The following is an 18,875-nucleotide window of genomic DNA, read 5'->3' on the forward strand; positions in this document are numbered from 1 at the left end:
TAACGCACTAATCCAAATCGATGCGATCGATTAAGACTTCGCCATCGATCATTCTCTTGGCAGCATCTAGCAAAACATCTTCAACATAGGGCTTGACAAAATAGCCTCTGGCACCCTTTTCGGCGGCAATATTTCGCATTTTTTGCGCTCCCCGAGAAGTTAGCATGGCAATGGGCAATGTAGATAGTCTTTCATCTTGTTGAAGCTGAGCCAATAGCTCTAAACCATTCATCCTCGGCATCTCAATATCACAGAAGGCAATATCGCATGGCAGTCCCTCTTTGAGTTTTTCCCAAGCCTCTCGACCATCTCTAGCTTTTTCAACACGGTAGCCAGCTTTTTCAAACGTCATTGATAGTAGCTCTCTTACTGTTACCGAATCGTCAATAATCAATACCAACGGTGCCTCATCAAACTCCCTATTAGAAGATGCAGGGGAATTAGATTGTGTTTCCGCAACTGCCACAGCAACTGGCTGAGATTTTTCTTCGGCTTTACTAACTTCAATTAATCGATGGGCAACATCCATCAAGTCTTTCTCGGTGTATGGCTTAGTCAAATAAGCCTGTGCTCCCAACTCACTAGCTAATTTGCGGTGTTTGTCAGCACCACGAGAGGTCAACATTGCTACGGGAAGCCGTTTAAACTCATCATGCTTTTGTAGATTTGAGAGCAGTTCCAAACCGTTCATTCTTGGCATCTCGATATCGCAAAAGATCATGTTGCAGGGCAAACCGCCACGTAGTTTATCCCAGGCTTCTTGACCATCTCTAGCCTGTTCGACACGATAACCCAACTTGATAAAACTCATTGATAGCAGTTCGCGAACGGTAATCGAATCATCTACTACTAACACCATTGGTTCATTGCGTACGTTGGTTTCAGCAGTAGCATCGCTCTTAAGCAGATTGAAGTCCATTTTGATGGTTCTTCTACCCTGAGCAATTTCAATTAACTCCAATACATCGCCGATAGGCAAAATCGTGCCGTCACCCAAAACTGTCGCTCCTGCAATACCAGGAGGTTTGGGTAGAGAACCTTCAATTTGTTTGATAACAATTTCTTGTTCGTTTTGTATTTCGTCTACTTCTACGGCTAAAAAATTATCGACGCTACGCAGAATCACAACAGATATGGTATCGTTATCTCGATCTTTAGCACTGTAGCTCGCTCCTCTTCTAATTTTACGATTGTAAGCTAGCAAATTGCTTAAAGGCTGCAAAGGCAAAAGCCGATCTTGCCAGGAAACACACTTTACTCCATTAGCATTGGTTTTAAGTTCGTTGGCAAAGTATTCCTTGGTCTTTTCTACCCCGTCTATTGGAAAAGCAATTTGATTATTTTTATCTACACAGATCAAAGCTTTACAAATACTCAAAACCAGAGGTAGCCGAATTGTAAAAGTCGTACCTTTACCAATTTCAGATTCAATACCAACTGTACCGCGTATTTTCTTAAGGTCGGTTAGAACTACATCCATTCCTACACCACGACCTGCAAAATCATCTGCTTGGTCTTTGGTACTGAATCCTGGATGAAACAACAAATCGTAAATCTCAGGTTGGGTTAAGTTTTGTGCTTGCGCCCAAGTTATCAGATTTTTCTCAACGGCTTTATTTTTGACTCTTTCTGGATCTATACCCGCACCATCATCGGCAACGGTGATTACAGTTTGGTTTCCTTGAATAAAGGCTTGGATACTAATATTACCTGCTGCGGGTTTGCCCAATTTAAGGCGTTTTTCTGGTGGTTCGATCCCGTGAGAAATGGCATTATTTACCAAGTGAGTCATGGGATTGTAAAGATTTTCAACAATCAGTTTATCGATTAAAACTTCTTTACCTTCTATATGTAGTTCTGCTTGTTTTTTTTGTTGGCGAGAAATTTGGCGAACCGCTCTAGGTAAACGGTCTGCTGTGAGACCAAAGGCAATCATCCTCGAAGAGTTGATTCCTTCTTGTAGCTGAGTTGTAACTTGTCGCAGAGTCTGGGTTACTTTATCGCTCTCATCGACTACAAACTGAATATCCGATGCGGCTTCTCTAACTCGAACAATAAGCTCGATGATTTCTTGCGAGAGTAAGTGAAACCCCGTAAAACGATCCATTTCCAGTGCGTCTAGTTCGTCCGATTGGGAGTTGACCTTTGCTTCAGAAAAATTAGAACGCTCGATATTCCCTGCTGCTACTGCATTAGATTTGCGGCTAGCGAGCAATGCACCTTCTAAAAGCGATCGCTCGTAAGTATCGTGCATTCTTGCGCCCACATCCCCAAGAGACTGAACGTGACCGAGTAAATTATCCATAAAACGTCGCAGTCTATCGTGGTCGTCTTCTAGTCGGTTACGTTTAACTACCAGTTCTCCAATTAAGTTATTGAGATTGTCTAATTTGCGTACCGATACCCGCATCGTTTGATCGAAGGTATTGGCTTTGGCAGCTTGGTCGGTTTCAGAGGTGGATTGGGCTTTAGAAACGGATGCAGGGGTTGCAGTTGAAGATGGCGATGGCGCATTCAGCTTGGATTCATCTAAGCCGACAATAGCATCGAGGTCGGCGAAGTCTGAATCGGAATCCAAACTCATTCCCAGGTCAACTGTTTCTAATGGTGCGTCTAGATCGATTGAATCTAATGATTCTGGTTGTGTTTCCAAACCAAGTAGATTATCTAAGTCGCCGAGGCTGTCATTGTCCAGTGAATCTTCGATCGGTTCTAATTCGCCCAAACTCTCATTGTCTAAAGATTCGAGATTATCTAAGTCGCCAAAGCTGTCATTGTCTAGCGAATCTTCGATCGGCTCTAGTTCGTCCAGACTCTCATTATCCAACGATTCAAGATTATCTAAATCGCCAAAGCTGTCATTGTCTAGCGAATCTTCGATCGGCTCTAGCTGCCAATCCGAATTATTTTCAATATTTTCTAGATCTAGAGAATTATTCAAATCGAGAGCTAAAGATTCGGTTTCAAGCCGTTCTTCATTGACAACTGTTTCGGAATTTTCTATTGAGTCAGGCTCTGGCGATCGCTCCAACTGAAAACTGTTTTCTATATCAGTGTTGTTATTTTCTGCCTTGTTGTCGAGCGGATTGCGAAAATCCCAATCCGATAGCTCGAAGTCTAATTCGCCTTCTATAGTGTCTGGTACAGATGGTTTTGGCTCTTCCGATTGCAAAGTAAAAGAATCTTCAAGATCGTTCGATTCTTCCAAGATAATATCGGTGACTAATTCTGAATCTTCTTCTGTCCATAGATCTTGGAAATCACTGTCTAGCTCTTCATTTTGAGAAGCAGTTTGAGGCTCGTTTTCTGAAAGATTTAAATCTCGTTCATCCCAGTTATCATTTGCTCGGGATTTATCTTGGCTATTCATAATATTTTCTCGAACCAATTTTGATACTTTACAAAGACGAAAATCTCACTTTAATTCAAGTTTCGCCATAACCGCCTGTTTAAAATAGTGGCTTTAACTAAATAGATAGCAACAATAATTTCTATCCAATTTTAGTTTTCCCAAAATTGAAGCGTCAAATCTACTTTCGTATTAACAAATTATAAATAATATTAATGTAGCTTAATCCAACTATACGTGCTTTGTAAGTTTGAAGATGCTCTAATGCTTATTGGTAATAGATCTTTTAGCTAAATAAATGACAACTCCAACTGCAACCCTACTTATTTCTTGTCCAGACCGCCCAGGACTAGTTGCTAAGTTTGCTAACTTTATTTACAGTAACGGTGGCAATATTATTCACGCCGACCTGCATACAGATTTAGCCAATAATTTATTTTTAACTCGCATCGAATGGCAGCTACAGGGATTTAACTTACATCGCAATTTGATTGCGGGGGCTTTTGAGGCGATAGCCAAACCCCTGGCAGCAACTTGGCAGCTACACTTTTCCGATAGCTTGCCGCGTATATCTATCTGGGTAACAAAACAGGATCACTGCCTGTTAGATTTACTCTGGCGACACCAAGCCAAAGAATTGCAGGCAGAAATTCCCTTGATTATCAGCAATCACTCGAATTTAAAATACATTGCCGAACAGTTTGGCATTGATTTTTATCATTTGCCTATAACCAAAGAAACCAAACAGGAACAAGAAGCCAAACAGCTAGAACTGTTAGCAAACTATGACATAGATCTGATCGTTTTAGCTAAATACATGCAGATCTTAAGTGCCGATTTTATTGCAAAATTTTCTAAAGCGATCAATATACATCACTCTTTTTTACCCGCTTTTGCTGGAGCCAATCCCTATCATCGAGCTTACCAGAGAGGAGTTAAAATTATCGGTGCTACAGCACACTATGTCACTCAAGATTTGGATGAAGGACCAATTATCGAACAGGAAGTAGTAAAGATTAGTCACCGAGATACTACTGCCGATTTGATTCGTAAAGGTAGAGATTTAGAACGATTGGTTTTAGCGCGTGCAGTGCGGTTTCACCTACAAAATAGAATTTTAGTTTATGGCAATAAAACAGTAGTTTTCAGCTAGAGTCTACGAATTCAAGCTAGCTCGAAAGCCGATTTTAAATAGGTTTGCAAATTAAATTGATAGCGATCGCCGTTAAGTGTCATCTGACTGGTAGTCAAGTAGTTGACTCGGCTATCGAAATTAGCTGCCAATGTATAGTTGACTAAAGCTACATCAAAGCGACAGGGTAGTTCTGCTAGTTTGGAGTTTTGAGCCAAAAACAGCATCGCCGTCTGACAGATTTTTTCTTGTTTGCGAGTATCGATCGCCAGCAAACCATTACTATCCCAATTGCGATCGCCTCGTGTTTTAACCTCAACAAAAATCAAACAAGCTTTACATTGATGTGTGGCGATTAAATCGATTTCTCCCCAACGACAAGACCAACCCTGATGTAGTAATTTATAACCCTGGGTCTTTAACCAAGAAGCAACTAGCCGTTCGCCTAATTCACCAAGATTTTTCATATTGGTTTAGATTTCAGATTTCTATCGAATTGTAAGGCAGCAACAATGTTATGCCGAGTCACAGAGGATATTTTAGTAAAATTTTACCCATTGAGATTTAAGCAACAATTATGAATCTAAAAAAAATTATCACTCGCGTCTTTATTTTTACACTTGCTATTAGTTGGGTTGGAAGTATTTTTGCAATGCCAGCCTGGAGCCGTAACTACAATAAGGAAGTATTGACAGAGACGGATTTTTCCCAACAAGATTTAACCGATGCTAGTTTCGATCATACAAATTTAAAAGGTAGTGATTTTAGTCACGCCAATTTGACAGGAGTACGCTTTTTTGGAGCTAATTTGGCTGGAACCAACTTTGAAGGAGCAAATTTACGTGGTGCTGACTTAGAATCAACTCGAATGACCAGAGCCAATCTAAATGACGCAGTTTTAGAAGGAGCTTTTATGACTAATGTAATGCTAGATAATGCCAATATTGAAGGAGCAGATTTTACCGATGCCTTAATGAGTGTCAGAACTGAAGAGACTTTATGTGAAATAGCCAGCGGCACTAATTCCACTACAGGACGCAATACTAAAGATACTTTGTTTTGTCCGTAACTTAGGCTTTGGGCTTTAGGGAATGGGGAACAGCGAACAGGTAAGAGTAAATACTTTTTACTTGCTACTCGCTACTCGCTACTCGCTACTCAAAAAAACCTCCCCTGCTTCATCAAATAGTAACTGGCGACTCAACATAAATAGTCGGTTCCTGCATGACAAAATTAATTTCGTAATCTCGAAGTTGTTTGGAAATAGTTTGGTTGGCTAATTCCAACAATCGCTTACGTAGCTGAATTGAATTTTCTGAAGATCCCAAAATAAAGAAAGTTACCCTGGCGCGAGTTCCTGGCTTATCTTCTAGTTCAAAAAGCTTGATTTTGGTACTGCCAGGATCGATTCCAAATAAAGCATCCGTACTTTCACTAACTATTTGCTCGACTAATGCCTGTTCTCGTTCTGCTAAAATTTCCAAAAAATCCAGGTAGAGCAATACCATTACCTTTTTACCTCTGGTAATATTTTCGATATCCAAATTAGCCAAAGTTGAATTGGGAATAATTACCAGAGTGCTTTTAGCTGCGGTTCTAAGTTTGGTAGAGCGCAAGCCAATCGATTCAATTCTGCCATATACATCCTCGGCATGAGGATTGAGACTAACACGGATATAGTCGCCAGGAACAAAAGGACGGTCTAAGTACAGTACTATTGTACCCAAAAGCTGCTCTAAAGTATTTTGAGCGGCAAAAGCGATCGCAATACCACCAATTCCCACCCCTGCCAGTAAGCCAATTAAATTTATATTTTGGCTTTGAGCAAAGCTTATAACTGCTACAAACCCAATAATTACATTGGCTATAGTTTCAAATACGAGTAGCATCTCGTCTATTTCCAAACCTAGTCTGCGAATCATATCGATGCCATAGACTCTGACAAACTGCCTAAACAGACGAGAAATCAGCCAAGCAATGCTAGCTATTACGGCTAGATTGAGAAAAAATTTAGCAACCTCATAAAAACCCTGGTATTCCTGAATCAAATTAAAGCAAATGGAAACTAAAACTAAAGTTCCAGCAATTTTAATTAGCTTTTCTAAAGGAACAATTAGCTTCTCGTAAATTTGCGAAAATTTATCGGGAAAAAGTTTTTGGATAATCGCTCTTACTAGTACAGTAGTATATCTTCCAATAAGTAAGGCAAGTAATATAAAAATTAAAAATATACCAATATTAAGAGCATGTTTGATAATCGTGCTTCTAGTCGAATCATCTAGCTCTAACCACTTTTCAATCGTTTTTTGAATTGTTTCCGAAATATTCATACCAAGTCAAAATGTTTGGTTTTTAGATTGTAATTGGTGAATCAACATTTATCGTTCTTTCTTCTAGATCGAAAGCGATACTGTATTCTTTTAGTTGCTTGGTAATACTTTGATTTGCTGCATCTAGAAGCTGACGACGTAAATCCATCGAAACTTCTCCAGAGCCTAAGATAAAAAAGTTGACTTGTGCTTGAGTGATTTTTTGGTTATTCTCAGCTACTAAGTTTTTAAAAATCACCTCTGTATTGCGGGGATCGATACCAAAAATATCTTTTGTACTTTCTAAAATAATTTGCCGAATTAAAGCTTTTTCTTCATCGGGAATAGTACGGTAAAAAGTCAAATAAATTAGAGAAATAACTTTTTTAGCACCAGTTAAATTCTCAATATTTACCTGAGTCAGTACGCTATTAGGGACGATAACTAGACTACCTTTACCCGAAGTCCTAATTTTAGTCGATCGCCAACCAATTGATTCTACTCTGCCAAATGTGCCATCGGGCAGATGAATATAGTCGTCAATAACAAAAGGGCGATCTAAATAAAGTACGATTCCTCCTAATACCTGTTCGAGAATTTTTTGGGATGCAAATGCTACTGCCAAACCGCCAATTCCCAAACTAGCAACCAAACCAAAGATATTGATTTTATGTGTTTGAGCAAAGATAAAAACGATTACTAAAACAATAGTGAAGTTGGCAAAAAGTTTGCCTAAGATTAAAAATTCACCAGTAAGCTTACGTCCTCTTTGCAGTGCAGCATCTAATAAAAAATTATCGAAAACCTGACTAAAAATCCGAAATCCCAACCAAATAAAACTGACAGAAATTACCACACTCAAGGGAATTTCAATAACGTTAATCCATTTGGGCAGGGGTAAAACTAGTAATGCCAGATCGAAAAAAGCTAATAAACTTGCTATCTTTAACCAATAGCTATCCGAGCCAACTATTTTTTGATAAATTTCACTAACTTGAGGAGATAGCAAACGCTCGCTAAGAAAACGCATCAATTGAAATAGAAAAAAAAGTCCAAAAAGAGCCATAATTGCCGTACAGCCAATTAAAACCAGTAAAATATCGGTGTCAATATCAGTCACTTCTGTTAAGTAAGCATCCATTTTGTCAAACCTGATTACCTAATATAAGTAAATGGTGCGATTGCTCTTAGCGATAACAGCGCGTACGCAAGGGAGCGTGGCTTGAAACAGAGCCTATTCGCGCCATGCCATTTAGATTAAAAATAAAACCAGATAAGAACTAATTTAACCTTTACTATTTCAAAATCAAGCATAACCCATACCATAAATTTGTAGGAAAAGTTCTCAATTCCAACAAAAATGTCACAATGTATGTATCTATTAACAAAATACTTAAGCTTAAAGCTCTATTGAATAGCGCGTGAATTTAATTGCTTCTACTTCCGAGATAAATCTAAAAACAATATTTCCATTTGAGTTAGACGATTTTCAAAAGCAGGCGATCGCCGCTTTGGCTGCGGGAAAGTCGGTAGTAGTGTGCGCTCCTACAGGTTCGGGTAAGACTTTAATTGGAGAATACGCTATCTATCGCGCCTTAGAACAAAACAAGCGAGTTTTTTATACTACTCCACTCAAAGCTCTATCCAATCAAAAATTTCGCGATTTTCAGGCACAGTTTGGAGCGGGAAATAGTCAGAAAATTGGGTTGCTAACAGGAGATATTATTATCAACCCCAATGCGGCAGTGGTGGTAATGACCACAGAAATTTTCCGCAATATGCTATACGAAACACCCATCGGACAGTTAGGAACTTCTTTAGAAGACGTAGCGGCAGTAGTCTTAGATGAATGTCACTATTTGAGCAATCGCTTTCGTGGTACAGTTTGGGAAGAGTCGATTATTTACTGTCCTCCACGAATTCAGTTAGTGGCTCTTTCGGCAACGGTAGGCAATCCTGAAGAGTTGACCGATTGGATAGTTAAAGTCCGTAATGCCCGTCCAGATGATGGCATAACCTATGAGTGCGAACTTGTTAATTCCGATTTTCGTCCCGTACCCCTGCGTTATTATTTTTGCGATCGCCGAGGATTACATCATCTTTTAGATCGTACTCAGAGTAAACTTAATCCCAAACTTAAAGGGCTGCCTTCTAAAACTGGTTCCCGCAGGCGAGGGGGAAAACCCAAGCACCCTGGTATATTTCAAGTAGTGCAGCAGCTAGCAGCTAACGATATGTTGCCAGCAATCTATATTATCTTTAGTCGTCGGGGATGCGATCGCGCTGTAGACGAACTAGATTCTTTGGCTTTAGTAACTCCCGAAGAAGCAACACAAATAGAAGCAATATTGCTACATTTCTTTTTGGTTGGCAATTTGGAATTGCAAAATGCTTTGCTGCAATATTTAGCCGCAGAAAATGAAATTTTAGTAGATTTGCTTCGAGAATATTTAGCACAAAACCCCAACGCCGAGACAAATTTACTAACTTATCTCACTGCCAATCCCAATCAGAAATATTTACTCTGGCAATTTTTGTGCGAACAGTCGCAAATTGCCAGAATCGACCAGATAGAACCGTTAATGCGGGGTATTGCCTCCCATCATGCAGGACTCTTACCAGCCTGGAAAGAATTAGTAGAAAGATTGTTTGAGTCGGCGTTGGTTAAAATTGTTTTTGCTACCGCTACTCTAGCTGCGGGGATTAATATGCCCGCTCGTACTACGGTAATGTCTGCTCTATCCAAACGTACCGATGGCGGACACAGTATGTTAACTCCCTCAGAATTTTTACAAATATCTGGTAGGGCAGGGCGCAGGGGTAAAGATAAAGTTGGTAATGTAGTAACTTTACAAACTCCCTATGAAGGAGCTAAAGAAGCAGCATTTTTGGCAACTTCGGAAGCAGAACCCCTCAGAAGCTGGTTTACGCCTTCTTACGGTATGGTGCTCAATCTCTTACAAAAATACTCCCTTAATGAAGTCAAAGAGTTGCTAGAAAGAAGCTTTGCCGAATACTTAGCCCAGAAAAAACTCGCTCCCGAACAACAGACGATTGCCGAAATCACTACCGAACTAGCTAAGTTAGATGTAGAGCTTGCTCCCTTACCCATAGGACAGCTAAATAGCTATCAAAAATTGCGAGATCGCCTGAAAGAAGAACGTCGATTGCTAGGTATTTTACAGCAGCAAGCTGAAGCTGAAAGAAAAAATCAAATTAAACCTTTAATTTCGCAAATAGAACCTGGAAGAATTGTCGGTTTAAAAGGCAGACATCTAAAAGTCAGTTCTCCAATTGCAGCAGTTTTAATCGATCCTCAAGTTCCAAGTTCGGGAAAGGCACCCAATTTATTGTGTTTGGGAGCTGATAACTATTGGTACATTGCCGCAAATGCTGACATTAGCGAAATTAATGAAGGTTTTCTGCCTGGAGAACTTGTTACCGAAATTCCCCAGCAGTCTTTTGAAAATATCAAACTGGGAAAATGGCGCAAAGGCGACGAGTATACGGCAATAATTGCCAACCAAATTGCCGATTATCTCATTCCCATACCTCCCGCTCCCGAAGTCAACGAACAACAACAAAGATTAGATGTAGTGCAGGAACGTTTGGACGCTCACCCACTGCAACAGGTAAGCAATCCCAATCGATTGCTCAAAAAACACAAACAAAGATCGGTCTTACGAGAAAAGCTGCATCGGACTCAAATCAAATATCAAAAACAAAAATCCAATCAATCTTATTATTGGGAAGATTTTCTCAACTTAATCAAAGTCCTACAGGAGTTTGAAGCACTTGACGGCTATACTCCCACCTTTTTAGGGCAGGCAGCCGCTACCATTCGCGGCGATAACGAACTGTGGTTGGCTTTGGCATTTGTCTCTGGAGAATTAGAATACTTAGAACCAGCACGTTTAGCAGCTACCGTTTGCGCTTTAATTACCGAAACTCCCCGCGCCGATGTCTGGTGTGACTATCCGCCACCACAAGAGGTGTTAGAAGCTCTAGGAGTCAAAAAACGTTCTTCTGAGGGGGGTAGAGAAACTTCAGTGATTCGCGAGTTGCGAACTCAGCTATTTCAAGTGCAGCGTCGCTATGATGTCGGTCTACCCGTATGGCGAGAATACGAACTAGTTGGTTTATGCGAACAGTGGGCATTAGGGATTGAATGGAACGAACTTTGCGAAAGTGTAAGTTTGGCAGAAGGAGATATTGTTAGAATGCTACGACGTACTGTAGATGTACTCTTGCAAATACCGCAAATACCCAATATTTCGTCTATTTTATCCGATAATGCCCGTGAAGCAGCGGCGATGATGAAGAGGTTTCCTATTTAAATGAAACTATATGATGTCGCTATAGTTGGTGCGGGTATGGCAGGTTTGACTTGCGCCAGGCAATTACAGCAGCAAGGATACCGAGTAATAGTTTTAGAAAAATCACGCGGTGTGGGAGGAAGAGTTACTACTAGAAGAGTTGGAGATCGCCTGACGATAGATCGGGGTTTGCCCTGGTTGGAAGTTCAGGGAGAACAAACTCAAAAGTTAATCGAGCAACTACAGCAAGAAGCAATAATTGAGCCTTGGAATGGTAGAGTTTATCGTTTAAACCGCCAGGGAAAGATACAGCCAACTGAAGCTAAAAATCGCTATGTCGCACCACAGGGAATCAATGCGATCGCCAAGTATATAGCCAGAGATTTGGCAATTGCCAAACAGTGTCGGATAACGAGTGTTAGATATAAAGATAACGCCTGGCAGCTTATTTCAAAGACAGACAGTATAAGCGCGAAAGCTATGGTTATTGCCGTTCCCGCACCTCAAGCCGTAGATATCTTAAAGGGAATAGAGCTTGATGTGTCTGCCGAGTTTACCAACCAATTGCAAGCGGTAAAGTATTATCCCTGCATTACGGTTTCTGCTGGATACGAACCATGCTATTTTTCAGATTTACCGCCTTGGGAAGTGTTAAATTTTGACTGTAGCGAAACAATTGCCAAAATCATTTTTGACAGCAGGAAAAAAAATAACGATCTTCAACCCGTATTTATTTTTCATAGCACTCCTCAGTTTGCTGACAAATATTTAGAGGAAACAGATTTACAACCTATTGGAGAACAGCTACTAGCTGAGGCAGCTATATTACAGTGTACTTGGTTTAAATCTACGCAATGGATGCAGGTTCATCGCTGGCGTTATGCAATTTCTAGAGACTGGTTAGATCGCAGTTGTTTGGTTACCAAATCTCCTCTACCATTAGTGTGTTGTGGTGATTGGTGCAGCGGAAAAAATCTCGAAAGTGCTTTGGTTTCTGGGTTAGAAAGTGCGGAAGCGATCGCCAATAAAGTAGCAGATAATAACTAGGGACGAACGGCGGTTCGCCTACAGAAAAAAACTATATATACATCAATCGTGCAACCAGTCGATCTTGTAATTCTCTCTAATGCTCCAGGAGAAATAATTACCTGGGTGCGTCCAGTGGTTAAAAATCTGCGACAGCAGTTGGGTAACGACGTTTCACAGGTTAGAATTTCGGTAGTTTTGTCTCCCTGTCCTCACAGTACGGGAAAAGAGGCAGAAATTGCCCTCAGCTATCCTCAAGTAGATCGAGTCTTGGCTGCTAGAGATTTTGGGCGGTTTTTGCTGTGGGGAAAAACCAAGAAAAATTGGCAGTGGCGACGACAGGGAATAGTTATTTTTCTGGGTGGCGATCAGTTTTACACGGTGGTTATCGGCAAACGCCTCGGTTACTCTACTTTAATTTATGCGGAATGGGATGCCCGTTGGTATCGCTGGATCGATCGCTTTGCCGTTATGAATCAAACGGTAGTAGAAAAGTTACCCAGGTCTTACCGTAAAAAATGTACTATCGTAGGAGATTTAATTGCTGACGTTGCTTTGGAAGTAAAGGAAGATGACTCTAATAAAAACGATCGAACGCCACTTATCGGTTTGCTGGTAGGCTCGAAACCTGCCAAACTGTCTCAGGGCGTACCATTGTGTCTGGCGATCGCCGAAAAAATTCAGCAGCAACGACCCCAAACTAGATTTGTCATTCCCATTGCGCCTACGTTAGAACTAACAACCATAGCTAAATACGCCAACCCACTATCTAACGGTCGTTTAATTGCTAAGTTGGGCAAAGTTAGCGCGAAACTAATTTTATCAACCGCAACTCCTTATTTAATTACTAGTAGCGGTACTAAAATCGAACTGATTGCTTATCCTGCCTATAAAACTTTGAGTGAGTGCCAGCTATGTCTTACTACTGTAGGGGCAAACACTGCCGAATTAGCTTCGTTAGCCATACCGATGATTGTTTTGTTGCCAACTCAGCAGCTAGATGCAATGCGTGCCTGGGATGGTTTGCCAGGAATTTTGGCTAATCTACCAGGTGTTGGAACAGTTTTAGCCAAGCTAATCAACTGGTTGGTGCTAAAACAAGGACGTTTATTCGCATGGCCTAATATTTGGGCAAAAGCAGAAATTGTACCCGAATTAGTGGGCAAATTAGAAGCAGAAACTGTTGCCGCTTTGGTGTTAGATTATCTCGATCGCCCTGACAAACTAGAGCAAATGCGCGATCGCTTGCGCCAAGTTAGAGGTAGTTCTGGGGCGGCAGCGAAAATTGCCGCAATAGTTAAATACCAGCTATACTGAAAAAATTATTGTTGTTATTAATAACAATATTGTTTTTTTGAGCAACGCTCAATTGCACGCGCTAGAGACTTCCTCCAGCGACCGATTGAGTAAAATTAACTATTAAGGTTACATTGTAGGTTAAAATTCAATTTAGTAAAGTTGCAGCTTGAGTGTTTTACAATTTCGACTATGGCAAAATATTGAAATAATTTATCTAGCTAGCTAAATTTAAAAATCGCTCTAAAATTGTCTGCTATTTTGCTGCGACCGCTAAAAGCAAATGAATTTGCTAGATCGGCAACGGTCGAGTAGCAAAAATCGATTGCAGCATTAGCTAGCCCAAACTAAAGTAAAAAATGCGAGAAAAATGATTAACTGCTGAGATGATGCAGAATTAATCCCTTCGACAACTAAAAGCGATCGAGTTACTGGGGTTTGAGCTAGTCTTATTACTAAAGCATAATTATTCGCATATTACCGTTTTATAAAAAGTTACGGTTGAAAAGTTGTTTTTAATAGTTTTAGCTAGTTGTTTAGATAAAGTTTTTTATGTAGAGCCACAGCACCTTTACTCGATCTAGGATTTATTTAACTGAATTTTGCTATGTAGCTGCTAGAATCGGTATAACGAGAGCGACTATCGCTCAAAACAACACGACCTCAAGTGTTCAAAAATTTATTCGGTCGAGTTAAGTTTTTGTTCGGTTGGCATCGTCGAAGAAAGATATTCGATGTAAAACATCTTCTATAGACGTTAGGAAGTTACTTAGGTGCCACATCTTCAAACTGGAAGAGAAAAATCATAGAAGAATTTAACTTCTGCAAACTTTAAATAACTTCCTATTTACTTCTTTCTCGAGCGATCTTTAGTCTGTAAACTAGATCGTTAGTACTAAAAAATCGATCGATTTTTGCATGAGCCTACTAAGTTTTTTATCCAAAGCATTTTTAGGCAAATAATTTTCTATCGTGCAAAATTGTAACAACTTTATAGCTAATTATTAATTAAAGATTGATGTTTAATCTAAAGAAAAAAGCCAACAATTTAAAGCAGTCGATACAATTATTCGATATAAAATAGATAAAAAAGTAAAGCAAGACTACGAGCTAAAATTTAGATAATATTACTTATGTTAAATTTGCTCGTTCATTTCAGGCTTTTGTAGTTACAAAATACTAGATATTAAAAAAATTGTGAGCAGCGATTGCGCTAATTAGAGTTTCAACAAGCCAGGTTAAAGATTGAGTTTACTTTGTTTGTCGGTTACAGCGCGATCGGATATTAAGTTTTCGAGGAGGATTAATGCCAAAACAAATTATTATTGCCGAGCAACATCATCTAGCAGCGGTCTTTTGGGAAGAACACATACAAGAATTAATCGTAGCTACTGGCAATCAACAGGTTAGCGATATTTATCTAGGTTCGGTAGAAAATGTAATTCCTGGTATAGATGCAGCTTTTGTAAATATAGGTGATGCCGAACGTAACGGCTTTATTCACGTCAGCGATTTGGGTCCTTTGCGTTTAAAGAAAACCGCAGCCGCCATTACCGAACTATTAGAGCCACACCAGAAAGCCCTGGTGCAGGTAATGAAAGAACCGACGGGTAATAAAGGTCCTAGATTGACGGGTAATATAACTTTACCAGGACGTTACCTGGTACTAATGCCTTATGGTAAAGGTGTCAAACTATCTCGGCGTATTTCAGTTGAAAACGAACGCAGTCGTCTTCGCGCTCTCGCTATTTTAATTAAGCCTCCAGGCATGGGTTTGCTTGTCAGAACTGAAGCAGAGGGAAAAGCAGAAGAAGCTATTATTGAAGACTTGGAGTTTTTGCAAAAACAGTGGGAATCAATTCAATATCAGGCGAACTCTGCTAAACCTCCAATATTACTAAATCGCGATGACGATTTTATTCAGCGTGTTTTGAGAGACGTTTATTCGGCTGATGTCAATACGATTGTGGTAGATTCGCCAGCAGGAGTCAAACGAATCAGACAACACCTGATGAACTGGAGCGGTGGGCGTTCTCCTCAAGGAGTTTTTATCGACCATCATCAAGAACAGCAGCCTATTTTAGAATATTATCGGGTAAATGCAGCAATTCGAGAAGCACTGAAGCCAAGGGTAGAACTACCGTCGGGTGGCTATATTATCATCGAACCGACAGAAGCTCTAACAGTTATTGATGTTAACTCTGGTTCTTTTACCCGTTCGGCAACAGCCAGAGAAACGGTGTTGTGGACTAACACAGAAGCAGCTACAGAAATCGCACGTCAGCTACGCTTGCGTAACATTGGCGGAGTAATCGTAGTTGATTTTATTGATATGGACTCGCGGCGCGATCAGTTAAAATTACTCGAACATTTTACTAAAGCTTTAAAAGGAGACAAAGCTAGACCGCAAATTGCTCAACTCTCCGAACTAGGTTTGGTTGAGTTGACCCGCAAACGTCAGGGTAAAAATATTTACGAGCTATTCGGTCAAACATGTCATACCTGCGGTGGTTTAGGTCAGTTAGCTAACCTACCAGCAAAAGCCGAAGCCGAAGCCATAGAAAGTTCGCCAATAGCGGTTCCAGCTATTGCCCGCGAATCGGCTAATAGCGTTCGCCCAATTTTGCCCAATTCCGTCGAGCGCAGCGACCGTAGCGCACCAGTAGTCGAATCTTCTCCAGATTTAGATCGCGACCGTCCCGCTCGCCAACTAGAATTAGCAACTAACGACAGAGATCTAGGAGATATAAATGGTAGTCGCCGTCGCCGCCGCCGCTCTAAAGATTTGTTAATTAAAGACGAATCGGGAGAAGCTGAAACTTCAGAAGCTAATATTAATAATTTAGACCGCGATAGCGATCGCTACAACAATAACGACGAGCGCAAATCGAGACTGCAATCTCGCGTGCGAGGAGAAGAAGCCGACTTAGAAACGGTCTTTGTAGAACTGTCCGAATTAGAGCAGGAGATATACGCTTTATTAGGAGTGTCTCCTATTATTAATACGCAAAAAGAATATAAAGATCCTAAATCAGTTTTAGTGTATGTCAGAGCGGCTGAAGAAGCTTTACCAGTAGCAACTGCTGCTTCAAAAGCATCAAACACGACTGACGCTACAGACAACGAAACCGCTTCAAATTCACCAACTGTGGAATCCAAAGAAGAAAACAATGGCTCTGCTGAGGATACTGAAGATACATCCGATCGCCGTCGCCGCCGTCGTCGCCGTTCGTCAGCAACTAAATAGGTACGGAATTTGCAAGTAGAGTATCGACCGAGAACATGTCCGATTTAGACGATCGCAGCTCTAAATTAGTAACAATTGCTGGAGTAGATGAAGTAGGTAGAGGAGCTTTATTTGGTCCTGTAGTAGCAGCGGCAGTAGTCGCTCCTCTGTCTAGTTTGCCCAGGCTAATAGAATTGGGTGTTAAAGACAGTAAAAAACTTACGGCTGCCAAACGCCAACAGCTAATCGAACCAATTATGGCTACGGTTATTGACGGACAGATCGGATTGGCAAGCGTTGCTGAGATCGACCGCCTGAATATTTTAAGAGCTTCTTTATTAGCAATGAAAAGAGCCGTACTACGGTTAAAATGCACGCCGACAATTTGTTTAGTAGATGGCAAATATAAAATTACCGATCTATTGCTAGAACAACAAACTTTGGTAAAAGGTGACGAGCGATCGCCGTTAATTGGTGCGGCAAGTATTTTAGCCAAGGTATGGCGAGACAATTTAACGGTCGATCTGGCAACTACCTACCCTCAATACGATTTAGCCGCCAATAAAGGTTATCCAACCTTAAAACATCGTCTCGCACTGCAAAAGTATGGGGCTTGTCCAGAACATCGCAGTTTATTTGTTCGCAAATATATAAATTAACTAACTGTCTTTAATGAATCTCTTGTATTCCCAATTCATTTTTTGACACTGTCTTTTCTTCATTATCCGCCCACGTTTGGTAATCTCGAACTAGTTGAGCGGTTAGTTTTTGTTTGATTCTGACCAAAACACTTTTTAATAGTTTATTGCCAGCTCTTTCTAAAAAAAATTTAGGAGTTAGAGCGAGCGCGCTAGGTATTTCTACGCTAACTTCAAGATCTGCTTGACCTTCTAGAGTAGTTTGTCCGTTAGTTTCTTGAGGATATAATATTCCTTTGAGTTTTAAAGCAAAGCGACGATTGATATAGTCTATGCCCTTAATTTCACATCCCTGTGATTGGAGATATACAGTTCCCTTGTTTCCCGACCAAACTTTGAGGATGACAATCGGCTGGAAATGGTATATTTCCATAAAATTAATCGGACGCATTTTTAACTCGTACAAGTTGTCTTCAAGCTGTTTCATCAAGCGAGGATTGGCAATTGCCTCAACTACCCTTTGAGACTGACGTAAATAATGCTGTATCGGAATATCGCGATTTTCAACAGCTATGTTTATTGATTCTGAGGAGTTAAAACTAGCGTACATAAGTAACAAATCGATCTAGAATTTCTATATTTATTAATTCTAGGTTACATTTCTTCAGAAAAAAATTAATTTAAAAACTTCGGGCTGAAGATGTATATTTTTTGTTAAAGATAAACATGGCAATGAAGGTTTCAATAGCTTATTTAGGTCCTACTGGTACCAATTCCGAAACGGCAGCCATAGCATATGCTAGTTGGCTAGCTAATCACAAACATCAGGAGGCTGTTTTACGCTCCTATCCCGGCATTACTCAAACATTAAATTCTGTAGTTAGCGGAGAAACTAATTTTGCAGTAGTTCCGGTAGAAAACTCAATCGGAGGAAGCGTCACAGTAGTCTTAGATGCTTTCTGGGAATTAGAAAAACTAAGGATCGTTCAGGGATTAACCTTACCCATTGCTCATGGGCTACTTTCTTACAGTGCTTCTTTAGCAGAAATTAAAACAGTTTATTCCCATCCTCAAGCTTTAGCTCAATGCCAAAAGTGGTTAGAAAAGTTTTTGCCCCATGCCAAACTTATTGCTACTAGTTCTACTACTGAAGCCATCCAGTTTTTAAAACGCGATCGCTTGTGTGCGGCAATTTCTGCTCCCCGTGCCGCTCGGCTCTATCAAGTACCACTACTAGAACGAGATATTAAAGACCGCCCCGATAACCATACTCGCTTTTGGCTGGTCGGACTTTCTGCCAGTGATGGGGGTAACTACCTTTCTCTAGCTTTTAGTCTTTCTAAGAATGCCCCTGGCGCATTAGTTAACGCTTTGCAAGTTTTTGCTTTTCGTCAACTCAACTTAAGTAAAATTGAGTCTCGCCCCACCAAACGTTCGCTAGGAGAATACATCTTTTTTATCGATCTAGAGGGAAACTCGAGCGATCCAACTGTAAAAGCGGCTATAGCAGAATTGTCCGACTGTACGGAGAGGCTAAAAATTTTTGGTAACTACAATTTACTGCCAATGACCGAATAGAGATA

The 18,875-nt window shown here is 40.4% G+C and carries 13 protein-coding genes; 8 read left to right on the forward strand and 5 right to left on the reverse strand.

Going from position 1 to position 18,875, the window contains the following annotated elements; genetic code table 11:
- Positions 1-7: 7 nt before the first annotated feature.
- A complete protein-coding gene (locus KV40_RS26695) occupies positions 8-3,370 on the reverse strand; it encodes a hybrid sensor histidine kinase/response regulator (RefSeq protein ID WP_036487621.1) in 3,363 nt (1,120 codons plus the stop codon).
- A gap of 277 nt (positions 3,371-3,647) precedes the next feature.
- Between KV40_RS26695 and purU the strand changes: the two genes are divergently transcribed.
- Positions 3,648-4,502: a formyltetrahydrofolate deformylase gene (gene purU, locus KV40_RS26700; RefSeq protein ID WP_036487622.1), complete on the forward strand. Its 855-nt coding sequence runs from the start codon at positions 3,648-3,650 to the stop codon at positions 4,500-4,502.
- An 11-nt stretch (positions 4,503-4,513) separates the two neighbouring features.
- Here purU and KV40_RS26705 read toward each other — a convergent pair whose 3' ends face one another.
- The gene (locus KV40_RS26705; RefSeq protein WP_036487623.1) at positions 4,514-4,948 is read right to left on the reverse strand and encodes a YraN family protein; all 435 of its coding nucleotides are present in this window, start codon (positions 4,946-4,948) and stop codon (positions 4,514-4,516) included.
- A gap of 110 nt (positions 4,949-5,058) precedes the next feature.
- Between KV40_RS26705 and KV40_RS26710 the strand changes: the two genes are divergently transcribed.
- Positions 5,059-5,550: a pentapeptide repeat-containing protein gene (locus KV40_RS26710; protein WP_036487624.1), complete on the forward strand. Its 492-nt coding sequence runs from the start codon at positions 5,059-5,061 to the stop codon at positions 5,548-5,550.
- Between the two features lie 112 nt (positions 5,551-5,662).
- On the opposite strand, the gene KV40_RS26715 is transcribed toward KV40_RS26710, so the two are convergent.
- Positions 5,663-6,811, reverse strand: coding sequence for a mechanosensitive ion channel family protein (locus KV40_RS26715; RefSeq protein WP_036487626.1), 1,149 nt, complete (start codon positions 6,809-6,811; stop codon positions 5,663-5,665).
- A 22-nt stretch (positions 6,812-6,833) separates the two neighbouring features.
- Positions 6,834-7,931, reverse strand: a complete 1,098-nt coding sequence (locus KV40_RS26720; RefSeq protein WP_036487628.1) for a mechanosensitive ion channel family protein — start codon at positions 7,929-7,931, stop codon at positions 6,834-6,836.
- Positions 7,932-8,211: 280 nt separating this feature from the next.
- On the opposite strand from KV40_RS26720, the gene KV40_RS26725 reads away from it, so the two are divergent.
- The 5 genes from KV40_RS26725 to KV40_RS26745 all read left to right on the forward strand — a co-directional run bounded on the left by KV40_RS26725 (position 8,212) and on the right by KV40_RS26745 (position 17,313).
- Positions 8,212-11,127, forward strand: coding sequence for an RNA helicase (locus KV40_RS26725; protein WP_036487630.1), 2,916 nt, complete (start codon positions 8,212-8,214; stop codon positions 11,125-11,127).
- Positions 11,128-12,153 carry an NAD(P)/FAD-dependent oxidoreductase gene (locus tag KV40_RS26730; RefSeq protein WP_036487632.1) on the forward strand — a complete coding sequence of 342 codons (1,026 nt, stop codon included), beginning with the start codon at positions 11,128-11,130 and terminating at the stop codon, positions 12,151-12,153.
- A gap of 48 nt (positions 12,154-12,201) precedes the next feature.
- Entirely contained in the window at positions 12,202-13,449 is a 1,248-nt protein-coding gene (locus KV40_RS26735) for a hypothetical protein (protein ID WP_036487634.1), read from the forward strand.
- 1,285 nt (positions 13,450-14,734) lie between these two features.
- Positions 14,735-16,675, forward strand: coding sequence for an Rne/Rng family ribonuclease (locus tag KV40_RS26740; RefSeq protein WP_036487636.1), 1,941 nt, complete (start codon positions 14,735-14,737; stop codon positions 16,673-16,675).
- 35 nt (positions 16,676-16,710) lie between these two features.
- Positions 16,711-17,313, forward strand: a complete 603-nt coding sequence (locus KV40_RS26745) for a ribonuclease HII (RefSeq protein ID WP_036487638.1) — start codon at positions 16,711-16,713, stop codon at positions 17,311-17,313.
- Positions 17,314-17,323: 10 nt separating this feature from the next.
- Here KV40_RS26745 and KV40_RS26750 read toward each other — a convergent pair whose 3' ends face one another.
- Positions 17,324-17,902: a DUF1997 domain-containing protein gene (locus KV40_RS26750; protein WP_036487640.1), complete on the reverse strand. Its 579-nt coding sequence runs from the start codon at positions 17,900-17,902 to the stop codon at positions 17,324-17,326.
- A 122-nt stretch (positions 17,903-18,024) separates the two neighbouring features.
- Between KV40_RS26750 and pheA the strand changes: the two genes are divergently transcribed.
- Positions 18,025-18,870 carry a prephenate dehydratase gene (pheA, locus tag KV40_RS26755; protein WP_036487642.1) on the forward strand — a complete coding sequence of 282 codons (846 nt, stop codon included), beginning with the start codon at positions 18,025-18,027 and terminating at the stop codon, positions 18,868-18,870.
- Positions 18,871-18,875 lie beyond the last annotated feature (5 nt).

The organism is Myxosarcina sp. GI1 (assembly GCF_000756305.1).
In the GTDB taxonomy this organism is placed as follows: domain Bacteria; phylum Cyanobacteriota; class Cyanobacteriia; order Cyanobacteriales; family Xenococcaceae; genus Myxosarcina.